Origin of the sequence: Companilactobacillus alimentarius DSM 20249, from assembly GCF_002849895.1 — a bacterium.
GTDB classification, from domain to species: Bacteria; Bacillota; Bacilli; order Lactobacillales; family Lactobacillaceae; genus Companilactobacillus; species Companilactobacillus alimentarius.
Genome location: NZ_CP018867.1, coordinates 866,127 through 888,680, shown reverse-complemented (window position 1 = coordinate 888,680; position 22,554 = coordinate 866,127). Strand labels below are relative to the sequence as shown.

The following is a 22,554-nucleotide window of genomic DNA, read 5'->3' as shown; positions in this document are numbered from 1 at the left end:
GATTAAAAATGTTTAAACCATATATTATGCTTGATAAAATTACCGATATTGAGATTGGTGATCTTAAACAGTTAGGGATCACGACAATTATGACAGATCTTGATAATACGCTTTTACCATGGAATAGTAATAGATATGATTTGTCATTGAGAAAATGGCTCAATCAGATGTCTAAAAATGATATCGAAGTTATGATTGTTTCAAATAATAGTTACGAACGTGTGGAAAAAGCGGTCGAAGAGTTACCAGTCAGTATTGTAGCTCGAGCAGTTAAACCATTGCCATTTGTAATTATGAATCACATAAGAGAAGAAAAAATAAATCCAGCAAATGTTTTATTCGTTGGTGATCAAGTTATGACAGATGTCTTGGCGGGTAATATGGCTGGATTAAAGACAGTTTTAGTTAAACCGTTAGTAAAAACTGATGCTAAAAAGACGCGAGTCAATAGATTTTTTGAACGTCCTATTTTGAAAATAATGCAAAAACGTGATAAAAATTTATATTGGAAGGATTCATTAAATGACAGAAATTGATGATAAGTTGTACTGTATAGGTTGTGGTGCTAGACTCCAAACCGAAGATAAGACTAAGCCTGGATATGTTCAAGAATCTACTTTGAAGAAATACTCTGAGGATGATTCAAAAGAATTATTATGCAAGCGCTGTTTTAGATTGCGGAATTATAATGAAATTACCGATGTTGATGTTTCAGATGATGATTTCTTGAAATTGTTGGATTCCATTTCTGAAAAAGACGCTTTAGTCGTAAACGTTGTTGATATCTTTGACTATGAAGGTAGTGTTATTCCTGGATTGCAACGTTTTGTTGGCGATAAGAAGATACTTGTCGTGGGTAATAAGGTTGACTTGTTGCCTAGTTCAGTTAACCAAAATCGACTTTTGAATTGGTTGCAACAAAAGAGTAAGGAAAATGGCATTAAATCGACCGATCAAATCTTAGTTTCGGCAGTCAAGGGAACCAATATTGATGAATTAATGGCTATGATTGAAAAATATCGAGATGGCAAGGATGTTTATGTCGTCGGGACTACTAATACAGGCAAGTCTACCTTAATTAATCGTATTATCAGTTCTAATTCAGACATTAAGAACTTGATTACAACTTCCAGATTTCCTGGAACAACACTTGATCGAATTGATATTCCACTAGATGATGGACATAATTTGATTGATACACCGGGAATTATTCACAGCTATCAATTAGCTCATTTTTTGAATGCCAAGGATTTAAAAACAGTTACGCCTAAGAAGCCTTTACGTCCAGTTACTTTCCAATTACGTGATGGACAAACCATCTTTGTGGCTGGTTTAGCTAGATTTGATTTTCTAGATTATAAAACCAATGTTACTTTCTACGTTAACCAAGGTTTGCCAATTCACAGAACAAAGACTATTAATGCCGATGATTTTTACGAAAGACATTTAGGAGATATTTTGGCTCCACCAACTGAGATTGAAGATTTTCCTAAAATGAAACAACAAATCTTTTCGGCTCATGAAAAGTCGGATATTGTTATCTATGGTTTGGGCTGGGTTACAATTCCCGCTGGCAGTAAAGTTAAAGCGTACGTACCCGCTGGGGTTCATGTCTCAATCAGAGATGCAATTATTTAAGGAGAAAATTTAATGATAATAAAAGGAAAAAAGAATCGTTACTTGAGAAGTCAAGCCGCTACTATGAAGCCAGCTATTCAAGTTGGTCGTGATGGTTTAAGCGAGAATCTTTTGAATCAATTAGAAATTTTGATCAATAAAGATGAAATTATCAAAGTGTCACTCTTGCAAAATACGATGGTAGAACCACAGGATTTGATTGATGCTTTGAATGATTTTGATGATCAAATTGTTCATATTCAAACTATCGGTTCCAAAATGGTACTTTATAAAAAAGCTCCTAAGATCAAGAACCGTAAATACTCAATCGAATTAGAAAAAATGTAATTTAAGTGATGAAAAATGGATACTCAAAAACAACTATTAACTAAAGCAAAATTAGAATTTCATAGTAATTTACCTAAAAAGCATGTTGGTATTTTGGGAGGGACATTTAATCCTATTCATTTAGGCCACCTATTGATTGCTGAGCAGGTTTATGAACAGCTTTGTCTTGATAAGGTCTTATTTTTACCAGACAAAATACCGCCACATCGGGGGGTACAAAAAACTCTACCTTCAATTAGTAGCGATGATCGAATTAATATGATTAAATTGGCTATTCGTGATAACATGCATTTTGATTTGGACTTAACTGATGTCAATCGTGGCGGAATCAGCTATACTTATGAGACCATCAAATTATTAAAAGAATATAATCCGAATACGGAATATTATTTTATTATTGGTGGCGATATGGTTGAGAATTTATCGAAATGGTCACATATTGATGAGTTAATCCAAATGATTCATTTTGTAGGAGTTTGTCGAAAGGGCTTTGAGAAAAAATCAAAGTACCCTATACTTTGGGTAAACACACCTGAATTAGAAATTAGTTCAAGTATGATTCGTGAGCGCGTTAAAAAGGGTAAATCCATTAAATATTTGGTTCCAGATGACGTTGCTTGGTATATCAAAGACCGGGGGCTATATAATGAATGAGTTTAATTATGACAAAATCAAAGCAGACATTGATCGAGATAAGATAGTAGATCAGATGCAACACACATTAAGTGATTTTCGTTATACCCACTGTTTAAGAGTTGAAAAAGTAAGTCGTGGATTAGCAGCAGAGTATGGTGGAGACGTTGAAAGAGCAGGATTAGCTGGTTTATTGCATGATTACGCTAAAGAGCGTAGCGATGAAGAATTTATCAGTGTCATTAAAAATAAGCATTTGAATCCTGAACTATTGAAATATAACAATGCAATCTGGCACGGTGTTGTTGGTGCAGAAATTGTTAAAGATGAGTTAGGTATCTATGATGAAGATGTTTTAAATGCTATCAGAAGACATACTGTTGGTTCTACCAATATGACCCAAGTTGATAAATGTGTGTTTGTAGGTGATTTCATTGAACCTAAACGAGATTTTCCAGGGATCAATGAAGCAAGAGACTATGCAAAGAAGTCTTTGAATTCAGCGGTAGCTTTTGAATTGAAACATTCTTTAGCACATTTGATTGATAAGAATAGAGAAATATATCCAGAAACGTTTATTAGTTACAATTACTGGATAACAAAAGGAGAATTATAATTTGGACTCAAAGAATATAATGGAAATTGCCGTTAAAGCGGCTGATGAGAAACATGCTAATGACATTAAAGTTTTGGATATCAGTAAAGTAAGTATTATGGCTGATTACTTTGTCATTATGGACGCAGGATCACAGCGTCAAGTTGACGCCATCGTTCAATCAGTCTTGGATAAGGCTGGAGAAAACGATATTGATGTAGGACACGTCGAAGGAAATCGCAATTCTGAATGGGTTTTGATTGACCTTCATGACGTTATTATCCATGTCTTTACGTCAGAACAACGTGATTTCTACAACTTGGAAAAACTTTGGTCAAACGCAACCGAAGTTGATATTTCAAGTTTGGTAACCGAAGAATGATTTATAACTCATTTGCACGAGTCTATAGTGAATTGATGGATGATTCACTCTATGCTAAATGGGCAGAGTACGTAAAAAAACAGGTCAAGAGTAATGAGTCGTTGTTAGATGTAGCTTGCGGAACTGGTGATTTGACTATTTTGTTAGCTGATAGTTTTCAAGTTACGGGAACTGACTTGTCCGAAGAAATGTTGAAAATTGCAGAAGAGAAAGCTAAGACTGCTGGTAAGTCGATTCCCTTTATTCAAAGCAATATGATGGATCTGTATGATTTCGATAAGTTTGATGTTATTACTTGTTTTGATGATTCTATCTGTTATTTGACTGATGAAGATGAATTGGCAATAGCTTTCAAACAAGCTTATGATCACTTAAATGATGGCGGTAAATATCTGTTCGATGCCCATTCACTTTATCAAATGGATGAAGTTTTCCCAGGTTACATGTTTAATCATCGAACAGAGGATTCAGCCTTTATGTGGAATAGTTTTGAAGGAGAATATCCTCACAGTATCGAGCATGAATTGACCTTCTTTAATTGGGATGAAAAGATTCAAGGATATTCGGTCAATACTGAATTGCATAAGGAAAGAACTTATCCTACTGCAACCTTTAAAATGATTCTTGAAGATATTGGCTTCAAAAATATTCAAGTAACAGCCGATTTTGGCGAGTCAGAAATTAAGGATGATTCTAATCGCTGGTTCTTTTCTGCAGAAAAATAGAGGATCTTATGACAAAAGTCTATGGTTTTGTTGCCGAATTTAATCCGTTTCACAAAGGGCATCAATTATTTATTGAAAAAATCAAACAACAGTATCACCCTGATGTTTTAATTGCCGTCATGTCTGGCAATTTTGTTCAGCGGGGTGATTTTGCTATATTGGATAAGTGGAATAGAGCTCAATTAGCAATTGAAAATGGGGTTGATTTAGTCGTGGAATTGCCTTTCGCATTTGCACTTGAACCAGCCCAATTTTTTGCTCAAGGAGCAATGAAGCTATTAAATCAGTTAGAGATTGATCATTTAGTCTTTGGAACTGAGAATCAACTTGACTTTCTTGAAATGGCCCAAAAAATAATTGCTTCAAAATCAGATTTCACTCAAAATTACAATCAAAGCTCAGCCACTAATCTAACCAATTATTATCATTCATTGGGAATTGATGTTGAAAAGCTACCTAATCAATTGTTAGGCATTAATTATGCAACGGAAATCATCAAGGGTGATTATGATATACAAGTCGCCACGATCAAACGTTTGGCCAATGATTATAGTGCTACCAAGATTCGAGAAGCTCTGAAAGAGAAAGTTTCCGTTAGCGATTTGGTTCCTAAATTAGCCAATGAAATGCTGCAGGATCAAAAGCTAGTCACTTGGGACAAGTATTTTCCTTATTTGAAGTACCAGATTCTGAGTCACACACCTCAAGAACTAGGACAAGTTTATCAGATGGTCGAGGGGCTAGAGTATAAACTAAAAAAGGAAATTAATTCAAGTTCTGATTTTAATCAATTTATTGAACGAATAAAGTCAAAGCGTTATACTATGGCACGACTCAGGCGTTTGTTGATGTATACGTTAATAAATGTGAAAGAGTCGGATATTAATGATGTCTATGAGAATCCTTATCTACGAATATTAGGATTTAATCGAGTAGGTCAAGAATATTTAAATAGTTTGAAAAAGAATAATGTTGAATTGATCACTCGGGTAGGTAAAAAGGAACAAGTATTTTTGAATTTAGAAATAAAAGTTGATCGAATTTTTCAGCTTGAAAATAAACAGGAACAAAATTTTGGAAGAATACCTTATATGAAAGGGGTAAATTAATGCTAAATTGGGATGTTCAAGATGTACGTCGATACAAGGACAAGCCTTTTGAATTCAATGAGACACTCGATTTAACTAAGGAGATGCGGACACGTTCTAAGGACGTTTTGGATATTTCTCCAGTAAAAGTCGATGGTCGACTATTCAATGATCATGGCTTAGTTATTTCTGATATTAAGGTACAGACAACTTTGACTGTGCCTTCTACTAGAAGCCTTTTACCAGTTGATTTACCAGTCGATATTAGAATCAACGAGGCATATAATATTGATGATGTGGCTGATGAAGACCTTGAGGATTATAATGTCGTTATTCCAATTGATGACGATAATCCAACAATTAATGTTTATGAATCAATCGTGGATAATATTTTGTTAAGTATTCCATCGAAAGTTTTAACTAAAAAAGAAGCCGAAGACAATATTATGCCTTCCGGTAAAAATTGGAGCGTTATTTCTGAAGACGAGTTTAAGAAACAAAATGAAGAAGAACACGTTAATCCAGAATTTGCTAAACTAAAGAATTTATTTAATGATGACACTAAAAAAGAGTAGTTGAAACTGCTCTTTTTTGATTATAAAAATAATGATTATAAAAAAATTGGTAAAAAAGTCCTTTTATGTACTCCTTTTCAATTTTTTTGTTAAAATTAGTACTGTGAACAAAAATCGGAGGTAATTATTAATGGCAAAACCACAAATTGGTGTTATTGGTATGGCTGTTATGGGTAAGAATCTTGCCCTAAATATTGAGAGTCGCGGATATGAAGTTGCTATCTACAATCGTACAGGTTCAAAAACTAAGGCTGTTGTTGAGGAACATCCTGAAAAGAAATTAGTACCTAGTTATACAATTGAAGACTTTGTAAACTCACTAGAAACACCTCGTCGTATTTTGATGATGGTTAAGGCTGGTGCTGGTACAGATGCCGTTATCAAACAATTGCTACCTTTACTAGATAAAGGCGATGTATTGATTGATGGTGGTAATACATTCTTCGAAGATACAATGGAACGTAGTGAACGTCTAGACAAATCAGGAATTAACTTCATTGGTATGGGAGTTTCTGGTGGTGAACTGGGTGCTTTGAAAGGTCCATCATTGATGCCCGGTGGTCAAAAAGAAGCTTATGACTTAGTTGCTCCTATTTTGGAACAAATTTCTGCTAAAGCTGATGAAGACGGTGCTCCATGTGTTACATATATTGGACCAAATGGTGCCGGTCACTATGTAAAGATGGTTCATAATGGTATCGAATATGGTGATATGGAATTGATTTCAGAAAGTTACAACTTGTTAAAGCACTTGTTTAACAATGATGTTAATAAGATTGCTGATGTCTTCAATGACTGGAACAAGGGTGAACTTTCAAGTTACTTAATTGATATTACTGCTAAGATTTTAACTAGAAAAGACGACGAAGGCTCAGATGACTACATCGTTAATAAAATCTTAGATAAGGCTGGTAACAAGGGTACTGGTAAGTGGAGTTCACAAAGTGCTCTAGAACTTGGTGTTCCACAATCATTGATCACTGAATCAGTTTATTCTCGTTACGTTTCTGCTTACAAGGATGAACGTGTTAAAGCAAGTAAGGTTCTTCCAAAGCCTGAAACAAAGCCAGTTATTAAAGATGTTGACGATTTGGTTGCCAAGATCCGTAAAGCTTTGTACTTCAGTAAGATCATCAGTTATGCTCAAGGATTCGCTCAAATGAAAGCAGCTTCTGATCATTATGATTGGGATCTAAATTATGGTAAGATTGCTCAAATTTGGCGTGCTGGTTGTATCATTCGTGCTCAATTCTTACAAAAGATTACTGATGCATATGATGAAGAACCACAATTGGATAATTTATTGTTGAACGATTACTTCAAGGGAATCGTTAAAGAATATCAATCAGATGTTCGTGACGTTGTAAGTTATGCTGTTCAAGCTGGTATTCCTGTTTCAGGATTTATGGCTGCTATTTCTTATTACGATCAATATCGTTCAGAAGTATTGCCTGCTAACTTAATTCAAGCTCAAAGAGATTTCTTCGGTGCTCATACATACGAAAGAAATGACAAGCCAGGAATTTTCCATTATACATGGTATGAAGAACAATAATTGAGTTAATTTTAGAAAATGAGGCGATTTATTCGTCTCTTTTTTATTTTCTAAAAAAATAAAAATAAAAGCTTGTCTTCTTTTAATTTTTGCTATATGTTAAAATCATTAGTGCATTGCCAAGAATATGGCATATTCAAATTAATGATTAAGCGATAATTAAAGATAATTTAATATTTAATGTATGGGAGAAAAGTATGGCTAAAATACTTGTTATTGAAGATGAAGAGAACATGGCTAAATTTGTTCAACTTGAACTTCAACATGAAAACTATGAAGTAACTGTTGAACGTGACGGTAGAACTGGTTTAGATGCAGCATTGTCAGAAGATTGGGATTTGATCTTATTAGATCTAATGTTGCCAGAACTAAACGGAATCGAAGTATGTCGACGCATTCGACAAGAAAAGAACACGCCAATTATTATGATGACCGCAAGGGATTCTATTATTGATCGTGTTTCAGGTTTGGATCATGGGGCTGATGACTATATTGTTAAGCCATTTGCTATTGAGGAGCTATTAGCTCGTATTAGAGCTTTGTTGAGACGAATTGATTTAGATATTGATGTTACTAGAAATAACGATCAAGTTCTAAAATATAAGAATCTAGTAATTGACAAGACGACCCAAACTCTAAAACGAAACGGTGAAGTTATTGATTTGACTCGTCGTGAATACGATCTCTTGAGTGTTTTGATGGAAAACGTTGGAACAGTTCTAAGTCGTGATGATCTTTTGGAACGTGTCTGGGGAACTGGTTCATCAACAGAAACTAATGTAGTGGATGTTTATATCAAATACCTCAGAAATAAAATTGATCGTGCTGGTGCACCAAGTTATATTTCAACCGTTCGTGGTAAAGGATATGTGATGAGACGATGAGAATTTCCATTAGATTCAAGTGGACCGCTTTGATTTCAATCGTCATTTTGTTGGCTTATATCTTTGTTGGTATCTTAGCGATGAGAACCGTTCAGCATGTGGCTTCTGTGAATGAAATACATTCATTTACGACTAAGTTGATTGCTGGCGGAGTCGTGGTTTTTATTATTGGAGTTGTACTCAGTTATTTTGCGGTTACATTAGTTTTGAATGATTTGAAAAAAATCAACAAAACGATTGATGATCTTAACAAAAAGCCTGACTCTGATTCTAGAATTAAATTACGTAAAAGAAACGATGAAATATATGATATGACGGTCAATATCAACAAGACATTAGATCGGATGCAGGCTTATACGAATCAACAAAAGGAATTCGTTGAAGATGTTTCTCATGAATTACGAACTCCTGTGGCGGTGTTGGAAGGTCACTTGAGTATGTTGCAACGTTGGGGAAAAGATGATCCTCAAGTGTTGAACGATTCGATTAATTCTTCACTGCAAGAATTGAAGCGTATGCAGTCGTTGATTCAAGAGATGCTAGATTTGACACGTGTTGAGCAAATTGACAGTGCTTATTTAGAACAGACAACTGAGGTCAAGCCATTATTTATACAGGTTTATAACGATTTCAAAATGTTACATTCAGACTTTGTAATTAATTTTGATGATGATATTCGCGAAGGTAGCAAAGTGAAGATTTATCGAAATCATTTGGAACAAGTTTTAGTTATTCTGTTGGATAATGCATTTAAATACTCAGCTGATCGTAAGGAAATCAATTTTGCGGCATCAACTAATTCAGCTTTGCTTGAAGTCGTTGTACAAGACTATGGCCTAGGAATCGCTAAAAACGATTTGAAACGGATTTTTAATCGTTTCTATAGAGTTGACAAGGCAAGGTCTAGAAAACGCGGAGGAAACGGATTAGGGCTTTCTATTGCTAAAAGATTGATTGAAATCTATCATGGCAGTCTAGAAGTTGAAAGTGTCGTTGGTTCAGGAACTGTTTTTAAAATTGAATTGCCACTAGTTCAAGAAAAAACTGATGAAAATGACGATGAAAAAGAAGCAAGTAAAAAATCAGAAATTTAAAATAACAAATAGCATGGGATAATCAATTGTCGATTATTTCATGCTATTTGTTATAAGTAAGTAAAGGATGAATGCAAACAAATATTTGCATTTGAAGTGAAAATGTCTTTAAATATATTTACACAATGAAAAGAAAGTGAGAACTGAGATGCGTTATTTTATTAAAACGTTAATCAGGGGATTATTTTTAGTAATTGTTATAGCTGTTTTGGTATTTTTTACTGGTCAGATGATGACTGGTAAAAATAAATTACCGATAATGGCATATGGGGAACAGATCAGAAATTCAATCATTAAAAATGCACAGAGTTTTTCTTCAAAAGCTAATGTCGGAAAAATTGAAGTAAAGAATGATAAAACTTATCAACAGACAGATAAAACAAAATCAAAGACCAAGTCAACTGATTCGACCACGCCAGTTGAATCAAACGTTCAGCAGGTAGCTTTGTCTAATACTTATTATTATCATTTTCAAAAGGGCGTTCCACAGTCTGTGAAAAATGTTTTTTACAGTGCTATCAAGACATATAACGATACGGGTATTGTTAAACTTGTAGCCGGAAAAGCTTCACAAATGCAAAATGAAATTACTCTAGGTACTTATAATCAGGACACGACAAGCGTTCAAGGCAATACGATCAACATGGAGTTAGGTAAAGGTGGACCCGAAATATTCCAAAGTACACTTGGCGATTGGAACCACGGTACAGCTAGATTGAACGTCCATTATTCAGAGGGTATCTCAGTTTCTGTGGCAACTCACGAATTGGGACATGCCTTAGGATTGGGACATAGTAGCGATATTCAATCTGTCATGTATCCGACTGATCAAGGAGTAACGCAATTGACAGAATCAGACATAGCAACGTTAAAAGCAATCTATAATAATTAGGGTTTCTCAAAATATTAATAGTGGTATATTATTAGTACCATTATTGAGGGGGAATCTAATTGAAGAAGACACTTTTATGGGTCATCTTAGGTATGATATTAATTGTCACGGGTTGTTCCAAGGTTAGCGTTAACGATAATAACAATATTAAGGCTACTGAGGATTCGCCAAAAACGATTGATTATGCAAAATTAAGTCGCTCAGAAAAAAATGAGATGACTTTTCAATTTAGCCGAAGCAGTTTGGCTGCAGATACAATTGATTTAAAGATTATTAATCGGACTAACAAAAATGTATCATTTAATAAATCGAATCTTCTCTTAGTACATAGTAATGACGACGAGATATCAGCTGATAAGAATGGTGATACAGTAGTTGAATCTAATAGTACTAAGAAAGTTAAAAAAGTATTTTCCAATTTGGAAACAACTGAATTTCAAACTGTTGGATTATTTATTTATAAAAATATTAAGAATAAATTGGCTTATAGTGAAATAAATTCATTGATTGATTCATCATCTAATTTAACGAAAAGTAGTTTACAAAAGGCTTATAAAGCTACTAGCAAAGTAACTAAAACTAAGAAGTCGACAACTAATGAAACTAAAGATACCACTACAGATACGCAACAGACTGATCAAAATAATTCGACTGAGGATACTGATACTGAAAGTGATCAAGATACTAGTCAAACTACACAAAATGACCAGACTTCAGCAAGTACTAATAGTGTCAATAGTTCTCAGGAGGCAATAGCTTTAGTTGAGAACCAAAGCGGAGAGTCTTCTGATAATAACTACTCAGTTGTTATTAACGCAACTAGTGGCGATTCAGATACCGTTAAAGATAGTAATGGTGAATCAGTTTATTGGATTCGTTCTACTAAAAAGGATGATTCAGCAACAAGTAGTACACAAAGCAGTGATGATTGGACGATTTATCCAGATGGATATGTTGTTCATGGAAGTCCGTCAATGTAATAGTCTGTATGAAAAAGGGTAACAGTAATCACGATAGATTACTGTTACCCTTTTTAGTTAAATTATTATTTTTTATTACGATTTTGTTTACCCTTATTTAGTTCACGGATATTCTTATGGAATTCTTTTTCCTCAGTTTGTTTAGCGTGACCTTCTGGAGTGGTTGGAGTACTGCCACCGTTTAGAATGCCATCAAGCATTTCTTGTGTAACAACTGTTTTGACAGGGTTCTTAGCTAATTCAGCATCAGTTTGTTTTCTGATCTTTGGCGTAACGATATAATTTGTGATCAATTGTTGAATCACAATTACGATACCACCAGCTAAGAAGTAAAGTGCTAGAGCTGCAGTTGAAATCATAGAAATGAAGAAGGTCATCAAGGGACTCATCATGATCATTGTTTGCATTTGTTTTCTCTGTTCAGGAGCAACGATCTGTAGAGACATCCATCCCTGTAATAAATAGAACAGTGTAGCAATTATGGCAATGACGACACTTGGTTTTCCTAGTGGAATTGATAGGAAAGTTGAAGCACCGATTTCTTTAGAATATTGCACCGCTTGATAAATACCAATCAAAATTGGCATTTGCAAAAGTAATGGCAAACATCCCAAACCACCAGTTAAGCTTAGGTTATTCTTCTTATAAACATCCATCATCAAAGCACTGATTTTTTGTTGTGCAGCTGGATCTTTAGCCTTTTTTTGTGCAACTTGAATTAATTTCAATTGAGGTTGCACAGCACGCATTTTTTCTTGTTGTCTTGTAGACTTGTATTGTTGATTTAATGATAGTGGAACAAGAATCAAACGGACAACGAAAGAAATAATAACAATTCCCCAAGCGTAGGCGTTTTTACCACCAATAGTTTGTGCCGTCTTGAGAATTAGATTCTGGAACGGAACTCCAAGCCATTTGTAAATAAAACCGTATGGCCCACTAGTAGGAGCGTGAAGGTTTGCGGAACCTTGAGCACACCCCGTCAAAACTAGTGTCAGTACTAAAAATAACGAAAGCACTGATAGATATTTGACGTATTTTTTATTCAATTAATAAACCACCCTTTTAGTCGTATATACTGTAATATACTTTAACTCAATTGACGTTTCAACCAATCACGATGAATTTTTCATAATGTTGTAAGTCGTCAGAAAAAGTATAGTCCAATTTCTCAACTTTTCCAAAGGGCGATGGTGAAGATTTAACCCGATTTAAGAAAATGTAAAGAATTTTTTGTTCTGCCTCAGCTTCAATCGACACTGAACCATCAATTTCGTTTTTGATTGTCCCAGTAACGCCCAGCTCGACAGCAACTTGTAAAGTCGAGTAGCGAAATCCGACTCCTTGAACTAAACCATTAACATTAATGGAAAGATGTTTCACAACTAATCACCTCAAATCATCTTATGTGTTAATATTTATATTATAGAACAAGAGGGATGAGACTATATGAAATATATTGAATCAAAGAAAAATGACGAAATTAAGCAATTAAAGAAATTAGCATCAACAAAATACATTCGAAAAACGGGAACATACATGGTAGAAGGTTTCCATTTAGTTCGTGAGGCCGACCAGTATGAACAAGATTTTGTTCAAGTGTTGGTGACCGATAAGTATAGCGATGATCGTTTGGTTAAGAAATATTATGATATTGCTACAACTATTTCTGAAGATGTTGCTAAAGAGTTATCAGAAACAAAGACACCCCAAGGAATTTTTGCGGTATTAAAAGTTAAGGATAACGATTCCTTGTCAGAAATTACAGGGAAATGGGTCATGTTAGATGACGTTCAAGATCCTGGCAATGTTGGAACTATCGTAAGAACTGCTGATGCAGCTGGTTATGATGGCGTGATTACTAGTTTGGATAGCGCTGATTTTTATCAGCCAAAAGTACAACGTTCGATGCAAGGCAGCCAATTTCACTTGCCAATCTATCGAATGGATATTCACAAGGCCATTGATTTAGCTAAGGCATCTGATTTAGTAATCTATGGATCAGAAGTAAATTCAGAAGCTAAACCATACAATGAATTAGAAAAGGTTTCTGACTATGCCTTGGTTATGGGTAATGAAGCACACGGAGTAACACAAGATGTTTTGAATGCTTGTAATGAGAATATTTATATTCCAATTTTAGGAAAAGCTGAATCACTCAATGTTGCTGTAGCAAGTGGTGTCTTAATGTATGGTTTACAAACACTTTAAAACTTGCGAAACTCAATAGTTTTTGTATAATTAGTCATATGAAAATAAATTAAACTTTGATGAAAAATAGTAATCATGGATTTCATAACAGGAAGGGTCGTAGACTGAGAAGACTTGATGAATGAAATGATGAATTCACTTTCTAGATTTTAAAGTTTGCAGTTGGTTACTATATAACTTCTTGAGTGCATACATTATTTAGTATGAACTAGGGTGGTACCGCGAGTCCTCGTCCCTTATTTAGGAACGGGGACTTTTTTTGTAGAAAAATTTAAAATCAACTAGAAATCAATAAGACCTCAAAAGTAAAATCTGGCAGTAATTTGTAAGTGTCAGCTGGTACATTTACAAATTATTGCCAGTTAAAATCAAGTTTATGCAGGAGGAAAAATATGTCATTAGATGATAAGTTAAAGAGCTTAAGAGAAAATGGTATCGACGAAGCCAAACGTGCACAAAGACTACAGGAATTAAATGACCTAAGAGTTAATCTATTAGGAAAGAAGGGTCCAATTACAAAGGCCCTTCGTGGTATGAAAGATGTTCCAGCTGAAAAGCGTCCTGAAATTGGAACTTTAGCTAATAATGTAAAGAAGGATATCCAACAAGCTATTGAAGAAAAGATGTCCGAATTGAATGAAAAAATGGTAGCACATCAACTTGAAGAAGAAAAAATTGATGTTACGCTACCTGCAACAAAACAAGTCCAAGGAACAAAACATATTTTGAATCAAACTATTGAAGATATTGAACAATTCTTTATCGGCTTAGGTTATGAGGTAGCTCCCGGATATGAAGTAGAAGAGGATCATTATAACTTTGAAAGACTGAACATACCAAAGGATCACCCTGCACGTGACATGCAAGATACTTTCTACCTATCTGACGAATTGTTGATGAGAACCCAAACCTCAGCTCAAGAAGGTCGTGACATGGAAGCTCATGACTTTACTAAGGGACCTTTGAAGATGATCTCACCTGGTGTCGTTTACCGCCGTGATGATGACGATGCAACTCATTCACACCAATTCCATCAAATTGAAGGTTTAGTAGTTGATAAGAATATTAGTATGGCTGACCTCAAGGGAACACTAGAGGCCCTGTGTCGTCACGTCTTTGGTGATGAACGTGAAATTCGCTTTAGACCAAGTTATTTCCCATTTACTGAGCCATCAGTTGAAGTTGATGTATCTTGCTTTAATTGTGGTGGTGAAGGTTGTCGTATTTGTAAATATACCGGCTGGATCGAAGTTTTAGGTGCAGGACTAACTCATCCTAATGTTTTGAAGATGTCAGGCATTGATCCTAATGAGTACAGTGGTATGGCATTTGGACTTGGTCCTGAGAGATTTGCCATGTTGAAATACGGAATCAATGATATCCGTGACTTCTATTTAAACGATGTAAGATTCCTAGAACAATTCAAAGGAGTAAATTAAGATAATGAAAATCTCTATTAATTGGTTAAAAGAATATATTCCTGTTACACATACAGTCGAAGAAATGGCTAATAAAATTTCTTTGACCGGAATTGAATCTAGTCCCGTTAAATTGGGTGAAGGAGTGGACGGACTAGTCATCGGACATATCACTAGCGTGAAACCACATCCTGATTCAGATCACTTAAAAATTTGTATGGTAGACGTTGGTGAATCAGAAGATAAGCAAATTGTCTGTGGTGCCCCTAATGTGGCAAAAGATCAATACGTTATTGTTGCTTTACACGGATCACACTTACCAAATGGTGTCAGAATCAAACGTGGCAAGTTACGTGGACAAGAGTCAGATGGTATGATCTGTGGATTAGATGAAGTTGGTGTACCAGCTCAATACATGCCTAAGGAATTCGAAAATGGAATTTATGTTTTTGACGAGCCTCAAAAACCAGGCCAAGCAGTTTACGATTTATTAGGTTTGAAAGACCAAATGATCGATATTGATATTACTCCTAATCGAGCTGACACTTTGGGTATGCGTGGTGCTGCTTGGGAAATTGGTGCTACTTATGATGAGAAGCCAACTTTTACAAAGCCAGAGCTTGATAATAAGAAAATTACAGATTTGAACGATGTTGAAGTAAAAGTTGAGGATAAAGATTTGGTTCCCGATTACTTAATTCGTGAATTGAAGAATGTTACGGTAAAAAAGAGTCCTCTTTGGGTCCAAAGAAGATTGTGGAATCAAGGTATTCGTCCTGTAAATAGTATTATTGATGCCGCTAATTATGTCATGATCGAATACGGTCAACCAATTCAAGCTTATGACCTTGACAAACTCCCTAAGAAGAGTTTGATAGTTAAAAAGGCTCAAGATGGTGACAAGTTAATTCTTGCTGACGAAGATAAAGTTTTGAATCATAATGATTTGGTTGTTACATCAGGGGAGGAAGTTTTAGGTTTAGCCGGAATCGTCAATGGAACAAAAGCTAGTGTTGATGAGAATACTAAGAACGTCTTACTTGAAGCTGGAGTCTTTGACGGTGCCAGTGTTCGTAAAACTGCCCAAAGACATGACCTTCGCGATGATGCTTCAAATCGTTTTGAAAAGGGTGTTGATAATGGAATTGTTACTGAAGCCTTGACTCGCGTTGCACAATTAGCCGATCAATTCAGTGATGCTCAAGAAATTTCCAAGGTTATTACAGGAAGTTATAAAGAAGCGCAACCTGTAGAAATTGATGGTAGTATTTCCCATATTAATCATTTGATGGGGTTAGATCTTCCAACTGATGAAATTGTGAAAATATTGGATCGTTTAGGATTTACTGTAAAAGTCAATGGCGATAAAATCTCAGTTACGATTCCCACACGTCGTTTTGATATGAGTATTGAGGCTGACTTGGTAGAAGAAGTAAACCGTATTTATGGCTATGAAAACTTGCCTAATACTTTACCTGCTGGTATGGAAACACGAGGCGGCTACAGTAAGAAGCGTGAATTCAGTAATAAATTACGTGATGTCTTGCTTGGCGAAGGTATGGACGAGGTTATTAATTTCTCACTTCTCAGTAAAAAAGAAGTTGATGCTTTTAATACGATCAAAACTGAATATACTAAGCTCTTGCATCCAATGACTGAAGATCATGAATATTTACGTAATAGTTTAATTCCTGGTTTAGTACGTAATATTGCCTATAACCAAGCTCGTAATAATAATGATTTAAGAATTTTTGAACAAGCTCGTATTTTTGATCGTCCTAAAGGCCAAGCTCGTCCAAACGAAATTGAATATCTTTCCGGTGCCATTAGTGGTAACGTGAGTGGTGATTCTTGGAATACTAAGGCTCAAAAGAGTGATTTTTATTATCTCAAGGGGATCGTTGATGAATTATTAATGTTTACTAATGCTGATGCTAAATTTGAATACAAGGCAACTTCAGAATATTCTAATCTTCATCCTGGACAGACAGCTAAGATTTTAGCTAACGGTCAAGTTGTTGGTTTGATTGGTAAGTTACATCCTAAGTATCAAAAAGCTCAAAGCGTTGATGAGACATATGTCTTCGAATTAAGTATTGATGCATTGTTTGATTTGAATAGTAAGAATATTAAATCTCAGAGTGCTCCAAAGTATCCAAGTATCAGTCGTGATTTGGCTATTTTAGTTAAAAGTTCTGTTGAAAATGGAGAAATCATCGCGGATATTTATGCAAATGGTGGTAAATATCTAAATGATGTAACTATTTTTGATGTTTATGAAGGCAAGAACATTAAGACAAATTACAAATCACTTGCATATCATTTAGAGTTTTTGAATCCTAATGATACATTGACCGATGAAGAAGTTGAAAAGGCCTTTTCACTCGTTAAAGACAGTTTGGTTCAAAAATTTAATGTGGAAATTAGATAATTATTCCAAAACTAATGGTATAATTCTAATAAATTAACTCGGGAGGCTGTGTCTTGAGCCAAAAGGATGAAAAAAAAGAAGCATTAGCGCAAGAATCAAGCGATAAGATAAAAACTCGTGCGCAGGAACGTTCCGTTGCTAACCATATTGCTTACTGGATTGTCGGTGTCATTGCCGTCTTAGCAGTAGTTGTTGCTATAATTTGTTTTAACTATGTGAATAGTTCGCTTCAACCATACAATGCAAATAGTAAAGAAGATATCGTTGTTAAAATCCCAATAGGTTCTTCTAGTAAAGAAATTGCTAAAGCTCTTGAAAAGGATAAAGTTATTAAGAGTGCAACAGTTTTTAATTTCTATATTAAAGCTCAAAATTATAATGATTTTCAAGCTGGGTACTATAAGTTTAAGCAATCGTGGGGCGTCAGTGATGTTGTCAAACAATTGCAAAAAGGTGGTAGTGCTGAACCACCAACGACTAATTCTGGCAATACGGTCTTAGTTCGTGAAGGTGTTACAATCGAACAAATAGGTAGTGCCATTCAAAGTGGAACCAAGAAGAGTTTGAAGTTTAAGAAGAAGGACTTTTTGAAGTTGATGAAGGATAAATCTTACTTGAAACAACTTCAAAAGAAATATCCTCAATTATTAGATTCTTCAATGGCCAAAAAGAATGTCAGATATCATCTGGAGGGTTATTTATTCCCAGCTACATATAGTGTTTATAAGGGAATGACTCTCAAGGAATTGGTCAATCAGATGGTAGATAATGAAAATGAGAAATTGCAACCTTATTATTCTACGATCAAAGAGAAGGGCTATACTGTTCAACAAGTCTTAACGATTGCTTCGTTAGTTGAACGTGAAGGCTTGGATACTAAGAATCGTAAGAAGATAGCGGGTGTATTCTATAATCGTTTGGCAATTGATATGCCACTGCAATCTGATATTTCAGTTATGTATGCTTTGAATACGCATAAAACTAGTTTGAATAATAAAGATACTAGTGTAAAATCACCATATAATTTGTATAAGAATAAAGGATATGGACCTGGTCCTTTTAATACGCCAAGTATTGATTCAATTGATGCAACATTGAATCCATCTGATAGGGATCAAGATTACCTTTACTTCTTTGCAAACTTGAAGACTGGTAAGATTACGTACTCACATACACTTGAAGAACACAACAGTAGATATGCAACAACCGGTCAATAATGTATAATCATAGATAGAACAATAAAATGTCATCTAATCGATGTAGATTAGATGACATTTTGAAATTATAAACTTAATAAATTATTTTGAAGGAAGTTATAAAAATGGCAGAAAAAAGTTATCCTATGACAGCTGAAGGTAAGAAAAAACTGGAAGAAGAATTGGAGAATCTGAAAAAAGTTAAACGTCCAGAGGTAATTAATAGAATTAAAATTGCTAGAAGTTTTGGTGATTTATCAGAAAATTCAGAATATACTTCTGCTAAAGATGAACAGAGTGTTGTTGAATCACGTATTTCACAAATTATTGAAATGATTCAATACGCTAATGTTATTGATACTGATGAAGTTGCTAGTGACGAAATTTCCATTGGTAAAAAAGTTACCGTTCAAGAAGATGGCGAAGAACCTGACGTTTACACGATCGTTGGTGCAGCTGAATCTGATCCTGATCAAGGAAAGATCTCTAATGACTCACCGATTGCTAAAGCATTGTTGGGCAAACATGTTGGTGATGTTGTAACGGTTGAAACTCCTGTTGGAAGTTATGATCTAACAATTAAGACCGTAGAAGTTGCTTAGTAGCGACAATTTCTGGTATGTTTACTTTATAAAATAATGAGGTGAACGTTATGAAAATTGAACTAACAGATGAAGCTTCTAAATGGTTTAGAGAAGAGTTGGATTTGGTTCCCGGAGATGGAATACATTTCTACGGTAAAGTTTACGGTAAAACTATGGTTCATGATGGGTTTTCAATAGCGATGCGAAAGGAAAAGCCACTTGATCCAGAGTCTAGTACAATTGTGGATGGTATTACATATTTTATAACTGATAGTGATACTTGGTTTTTTGCCAGATATGATCTATTGGTAGAGTACGATCCAAAGTTGGATGGACCAAAATATATTTTTAAATCTAATGAATAACTATTCGTTTTTTGAAGGATAATATGAGAAGAATACTTGATATAATAAAAAAGAGAACCGGTGGTCAAGCAAAGTCGACTATTCCATTTCGTCTCAATTTACTTTTCTTTATTGTCTTTGTCCTCTTCGCTTTATTAGTTGGACAACTTGCATATTTACAGATCGTTTATGGTGGTAAGTTTCAAGCTGAAGTCGACCGAACAGACAAGACAGTAATGACTGGTAGTGTTCCACGTGGGATGATTTATGATTCGGAAGGTAGGCTTTTGGTAGGTAATTCAACTGAGAATGCTATTACTTATACGAAGAGTGGTAGTGTTAAATCGAGTGATATCTATCAAATTGTTAATCGACTAACTAAATATTTAACAGTTGAAAAAACTAATTTGAGCAGTCGTGATAAGGCCGATTACATTTTGTCTGCACCAGGGAAATCATCTAAAGTAGTTAAACAGATGCCTAAATCTTATCGTGTAAATTCTAACGGTGAGGCTCTGTCAACTACTAAGATTTACGCTAATGAAGTTAAATATGTTGAAAAGCAAGGTATCCATTTGAGTGACAAGGATCTCCAAAGGGCTACTTTATTTAAAAAGATGAGTTCAGCTTATTCGCTTTCAACTGTTTTCTTAAAAGATAAAGGTTTGACTTCTAGAGAGATTGCACAAGTTAGTGAACATTTAACCGAGTTACCTGGAGTAAGTATCGGCAGTAATTGGGACCGTGAGTATCCTCAAGGTAAATCAATTGAAAGTATCATTGGTGGCGTGTCGACTGAGCAACAAGGTATTCCTGATGATGAGTTGAATAGTATGCTTGCTTCTGGTTATTCAAGAAATGACCGTGTCGGTACTAGTTACTTGGAAAAGAGCTATGAATCAATTCTTTCTGGTACTAAGAGTAAACGTGAAGTTCAAGTTGGCTCTAATAACCAAATCAAGAAGAGTAGCGTTGTTTATGGTGGTCAAAAGGGTGGTAACCTTAATTTGACTATCAACTCTAAATTTCAAAAACAAGTTCAGAGCGCTTTGAAGGAACAATTTAGTGCTGCTAAATCAGCTGGAATTACTCAGTACTCTGATGGTGCTTACGTTGTAGCAATGAATCCAAAGACTGGTGCTATTTTAGCTATGGCTGGGATTCACAACAATCCTCAAACTGGTAAAACTTCTGAAGATGCTTTAGGCGTTATCAATAGAACCTTCGTTATGGGTTCTGCGGTTAAGGGTGCTACAGTCTTGGGTGCGATGATGGACGGTGTAATTACACCAACTAATAATACATTAGCTGATAATCCTATTTATTTGCCAGGTACATCAGTTAAAAAATCAGTTTATCCAGTCGGTACCTTTAGCAGTTTAAGTGCTATTCAAGCGCTACAAGTATCATCTAATGAGTATATGATGGCTTTAGCCATGAAAGAAGCTAATGCTAAATATACGCCACATTCTTATATTAAAATGGATTCAGACATTTTCTCGAAATTACGAGGATACTTCAACCAATTTGGCTTAGGTGTAAAAACTGGGATTGATATTTCTGGTGAAACAACTGGTATTGAAGGTTCTACTACAAATAGTAGTGGGCAATTAAAGACTGGTTCTGCACTGGATTTATCTTATGGTAACTATGATGCTTATACCTTAATTGAAATGGCACAATATATTTCAACTATTGCTAACGGTGGTTATCGAATGAAGCCGTATATTGTGCAATCAATTCAAAAGACTAAGGATGATGGAACTAAGGGAGCTTTAACCTCAGTTACTAAGCCATCTGTCTTGAATAAAGTTGGTTTCACCAATGATGAATTGGATGTCGTAAGAAAGGGTATGTACGCTGCCGTTCACGGTAGTGGTTATTGGACTACCGCTACTAGATTAGCTAGTCTTGAACCTAAGGTTGCTGCTAAGACTGGTACTGCACAGTCATTCTATTACAATCCTGACAATCCTAGTTCAGATCCTCCAGAAACAGTTACTAACAGTTTGGTAACTTTTGGACCCTATGATGATCCTAATATTGCCATGGCTATTGTTTTCCCTAATCTTACTAGTGAGAAGGGAAGTTACCCTCAATTGCTTGCAAAGCAGATCTATACGGACTACTATAAATTAACGGGACAGAAATAATCCTAATTTGACCTTTTAAAATACCGTAAAAAATGATATATTTAATTAGTTGAATTTAGTTAAGTATTTATGAAAGGATGTTCCAATAATGAGAGTAAACATAACAATGGAATGTACTTCATGTCATGAACGTACATATCTAACAAACAAGAGCAAGCGTAACAATCCCGATCGCCTTGAACTTAAGAAATATTGTCCACGCGAACGTACTGTTACATTGCATCGTGAAACAAAATAAACAACAGGTTAAAATCCCTGTTGTTTTTTTTTACTAGGATTGGGAGTGATTAGTTGGATAAAGTTAGCTTTAGAAAAAAGCAGCTTGATCTCATCAATAATTTTATGAAATCTGATCAAGCTCAAAGGGAGTTCAATGATCTTTATTTTCAGCTTTTTAATGATTTAGATTTTCAAAATGCATTAAGTATTGGGATTACTTTGAGTATGGATGATGAGATACCAACTTTTCCTATTATTAATCAATGCTTTGAAATGGGAAAGGAAGTCTATATTCCAAAGACTTTTCCGGATTACTCAATGAACTTTGTTAAATATACTAAGGACACTGAAGTTGAAGAAAGTCCATTTGGGAGTAAGGAGCCTAAAAATTATGATAATAATTTGATGGATCCGCCAGATCTTTTAATTGTACCGGGTTTGGCTTTCTCTAAAGATAGGCATGAGCGTTTAGGTTCTGGAACGGGTTATTTTGACCGTTACTTAGCCAAATATCCAACTAAAACCATTTCTTTGGCTTCATCACAACAATGTTATGAGCAAGCACCATGGCCAATTTATGTTTTAGATAAACCAGTTGATAAAATAATTTTTAGCAATAAGGATAGATAA

The 22,554-nt window shown here is 35.0% G+C and carries 25 protein-coding genes; 23 read left to right on the top strand and 2 right to left on the bottom strand.

The window, feature by feature from the left end:
• The first annotated feature begins 8 nt into the window (after positions 1–8).
• From LA20249_RS04345 to LA20249_RS04280, 14 genes are all read left to right on the top strand, one after another.
• Positions 9–536: a YqeG family HAD IIIA-type phosphatase gene (locus LA20249_RS04345; RefSeq protein ID WP_057740011.1), complete on the top strand. Its 528-nt coding sequence runs from the start codon at positions 9–11 to the stop codon at positions 534–536.
• Entirely contained in the window at positions 523–1,638 is a 1,116-nt protein-coding gene (gene yqeH, locus LA20249_RS04340) for a ribosome biogenesis GTPase YqeH (protein WP_057740014.1), read from the top strand. The genes LA20249_RS04345 and yqeH overlap by 14 nt, the downstream gene beginning before the upstream one ends.
• 12 nt (positions 1,639–1,650) lie before the next feature.
• Positions 1,651–1,965, top strand: a complete 315-nt coding sequence (locus LA20249_RS04335; RefSeq protein ID WP_057740015.1) for a YhbY family RNA-binding protein — start codon at positions 1,651–1,653, stop codon at positions 1,963–1,965.
• A gap of 15 nt (positions 1,966–1,980) precedes the next feature.
• On the top strand, positions 1,981–2,619 hold the full coding sequence (locus tag LA20249_RS04330) for a nicotinate-nucleotide adenylyltransferase (protein ID WP_057740018.1): 639 nt from the start codon (positions 1,981–1,983) through the stop codon (positions 2,617–2,619).
• Positions 2,612–3,214 (top strand): bis(5'-nucleosyl)-tetraphosphatase (symmetrical) YqeK, encoded by a 603-nt coding sequence (yqeK, locus tag LA20249_RS04325; RefSeq protein WP_057740019.1) that lies wholly within the window; start codon positions 2,612–2,614, stop codon positions 3,212–3,214. Before LA20249_RS04330 ends, yqeK begins: the two co-directional genes overlap by 8 nt.
• Position 3,215: 1 nt before the next feature.
• Positions 3,216–3,575 carry a ribosome silencing factor gene (gene rsfS / locus LA20249_RS04320; RefSeq protein WP_057740022.1) on the top strand — a complete coding sequence of 120 codons (360 nt, stop codon included), beginning with the start codon at positions 3,216–3,218 and terminating at the stop codon, positions 3,573–3,575.
• Positions 3,572–4,300, top strand: coding sequence for a class I SAM-dependent DNA methyltransferase (locus LA20249_RS04315; RefSeq protein ID WP_057740024.1), 729 nt, complete (start codon positions 3,572–3,574; stop codon positions 4,298–4,300). The genes rsfS and LA20249_RS04315 overlap by 4 nt, the downstream gene beginning before the upstream one ends.
• An 8-nt stretch (positions 4,301–4,308) precedes the next feature.
• A complete protein-coding gene (locus LA20249_RS04310) occupies positions 4,309–5,409 on the top strand; it encodes a nucleotidyltransferase (RefSeq protein ID WP_057740026.1) in 1,101 nt (366 codons plus the stop codon).
• Positions 5,409–5,963 carry a YceD family protein gene (locus LA20249_RS04305; protein WP_057740028.1) on the top strand — a complete coding sequence of 185 codons (555 nt, stop codon included), beginning with the start codon at positions 5,409–5,411 and terminating at the stop codon, positions 5,961–5,963. The genes LA20249_RS04310 and LA20249_RS04305 overlap by 1 nt, the downstream gene beginning before the upstream one ends.
• 130 nt (positions 5,964–6,093) lie before the next feature.
• Positions 6,094–7,518, top strand: a complete 1,425-nt coding sequence (gndA, locus tag LA20249_RS04300) for an NADP-dependent phosphogluconate dehydrogenase (RefSeq protein ID WP_057740030.1) — start codon at positions 6,094–6,096, stop codon at positions 7,516–7,518.
• A 197-nt stretch (positions 7,519–7,715) separates the two neighbouring features.
• Entirely contained in the window at positions 7,716–8,402 is a 687-nt protein-coding gene (locus LA20249_RS04295; RefSeq protein ID WP_057740032.1) for a response regulator transcription factor, read from the top strand.
• Positions 8,399–9,496 carry a sensor histidine kinase gene (locus LA20249_RS04290; RefSeq protein ID WP_057740034.1) on the top strand — a complete coding sequence of 366 codons (1,098 nt, stop codon included), beginning with the start codon at positions 8,399–8,401 and terminating at the stop codon, positions 9,494–9,496. Before LA20249_RS04295 ends, LA20249_RS04290 begins: the two co-directional genes overlap by 4 nt.
• Before the next feature lie 148 nt (positions 9,497–9,644).
• On the top strand, positions 9,645–10,388 hold the full coding sequence (locus LA20249_RS04285) for a matrixin family metalloprotease (RefSeq protein ID WP_101836869.1): 744 nt from the start codon (positions 9,645–9,647) through the stop codon (positions 10,386–10,388).
• Between the two features lie 59 nt (positions 10,389–10,447).
• The gene (locus tag LA20249_RS04280) at positions 10,448–11,368 is read left to right on the top strand and encodes a hypothetical protein (protein WP_057740035.1); all 921 of its coding nucleotides are present in this window, start codon (positions 10,448–10,450) and stop codon (positions 11,366–11,368) included.
• A gap of 65 nt (positions 11,369–11,433) precedes the next feature.
• Here LA20249_RS04280 and yidC read toward each other — a convergent pair whose 3' ends face one another.
• Together yidC and LA20249_RS04270 are read right to left on the bottom strand one after the other, a co-directional pair.
• A complete protein-coding gene (gene yidC, locus LA20249_RS04275) occupies positions 11,434–12,417 on the bottom strand; it encodes a membrane protein insertase YidC (protein ID WP_057740037.1) in 984 nt (327 codons plus the stop codon).
• 58 nt (positions 12,418–12,475) lie between these two features.
• Positions 12,476–12,751 carry an acylphosphatase gene (locus LA20249_RS04270; RefSeq protein WP_057740039.1) on the bottom strand — a complete coding sequence of 92 codons (276 nt, stop codon included), beginning with the start codon at positions 12,749–12,751 and terminating at the stop codon, positions 12,476–12,478.
• Between the two features lie 66 nt (positions 12,752–12,817).
• On the opposite strand from LA20249_RS04270, the gene LA20249_RS04265 reads away from it, so the two are divergent.
• The 9 genes from LA20249_RS04265 to LA20249_RS04225 all read left to right on the top strand — a co-directional run bounded on the left by LA20249_RS04265 (position 12,818) and on the right by LA20249_RS04225 (position 22,554).
• Positions 12,818–13,579 carry a TrmH family RNA methyltransferase gene (locus LA20249_RS04265; RefSeq protein ID WP_057740041.1) on the top strand — a complete coding sequence of 254 codons (762 nt, stop codon included), beginning with the start codon at positions 12,818–12,820 and terminating at the stop codon, positions 13,577–13,579.
• A 392-nt stretch (positions 13,580–13,971) separates the two neighbouring features.
• A complete protein-coding gene (pheS, locus tag LA20249_RS04260) occupies positions 13,972–15,018 on the top strand; it encodes a phenylalanine--tRNA ligase subunit alpha (protein WP_057740043.1) in 1,047 nt (348 codons plus the stop codon).
• Between the two features lie 4 nt (positions 15,019–15,022).
• On the top strand, positions 15,023–17,428 hold the full coding sequence (pheT, locus tag LA20249_RS04255; RefSeq protein ID WP_057740045.1) for a phenylalanine--tRNA ligase subunit beta: 2,406 nt from the start codon (positions 15,023–15,025) through the stop codon (positions 17,426–17,428).
• 53 nt (positions 17,429–17,481) lie between these two features.
• A complete protein-coding gene (gene mltG / locus LA20249_RS04250) occupies positions 17,482–18,645 on the top strand; it encodes an endolytic transglycosylase MltG (RefSeq protein ID WP_057740047.1) in 1,164 nt (387 codons plus the stop codon).
• 104 nt (positions 18,646–18,749) lie between these two features.
• Positions 18,750–19,226: a transcription elongation factor GreA gene (gene greA / locus LA20249_RS04245; RefSeq protein WP_057740049.1), complete on the top strand. Its 477-nt coding sequence runs from the start codon at positions 18,750–18,752 to the stop codon at positions 19,224–19,226.
• 50 nt (positions 19,227–19,276) lie between these two features.
• On the top strand, positions 19,277–19,573 hold the full coding sequence (locus tag LA20249_RS04240) for a HesB/YadR/YfhF family protein (protein WP_057740051.1): 297 nt from the start codon (positions 19,277–19,279) through the stop codon (positions 19,571–19,573).
• 23 nt (positions 19,574–19,596) lie between these two features.
• Positions 19,597–21,705, top strand: a complete 2,109-nt coding sequence (locus LA20249_RS04235) for a peptidoglycan D,D-transpeptidase FtsI family protein (RefSeq protein ID WP_057740053.1) — start codon at positions 19,597–19,599, stop codon at positions 21,703–21,705.
• Between the two features lie 88 nt (positions 21,706–21,793).
• Positions 21,794–21,943, top strand: a complete 150-nt coding sequence (gene rpmG / locus LA20249_RS04230; protein ID WP_075887565.1) for a 50S ribosomal protein L33 — start codon at positions 21,794–21,796, stop codon at positions 21,941–21,943.
• Positions 21,944–21,996: 53 nt separating this feature from the next.
• Positions 21,997–22,554 (top strand): 5-formyltetrahydrofolate cyclo-ligase, encoded by a 558-nt coding sequence (locus LA20249_RS04225; RefSeq protein WP_057740055.1) that lies wholly within the window; start codon positions 21,997–21,999, stop codon positions 22,552–22,554.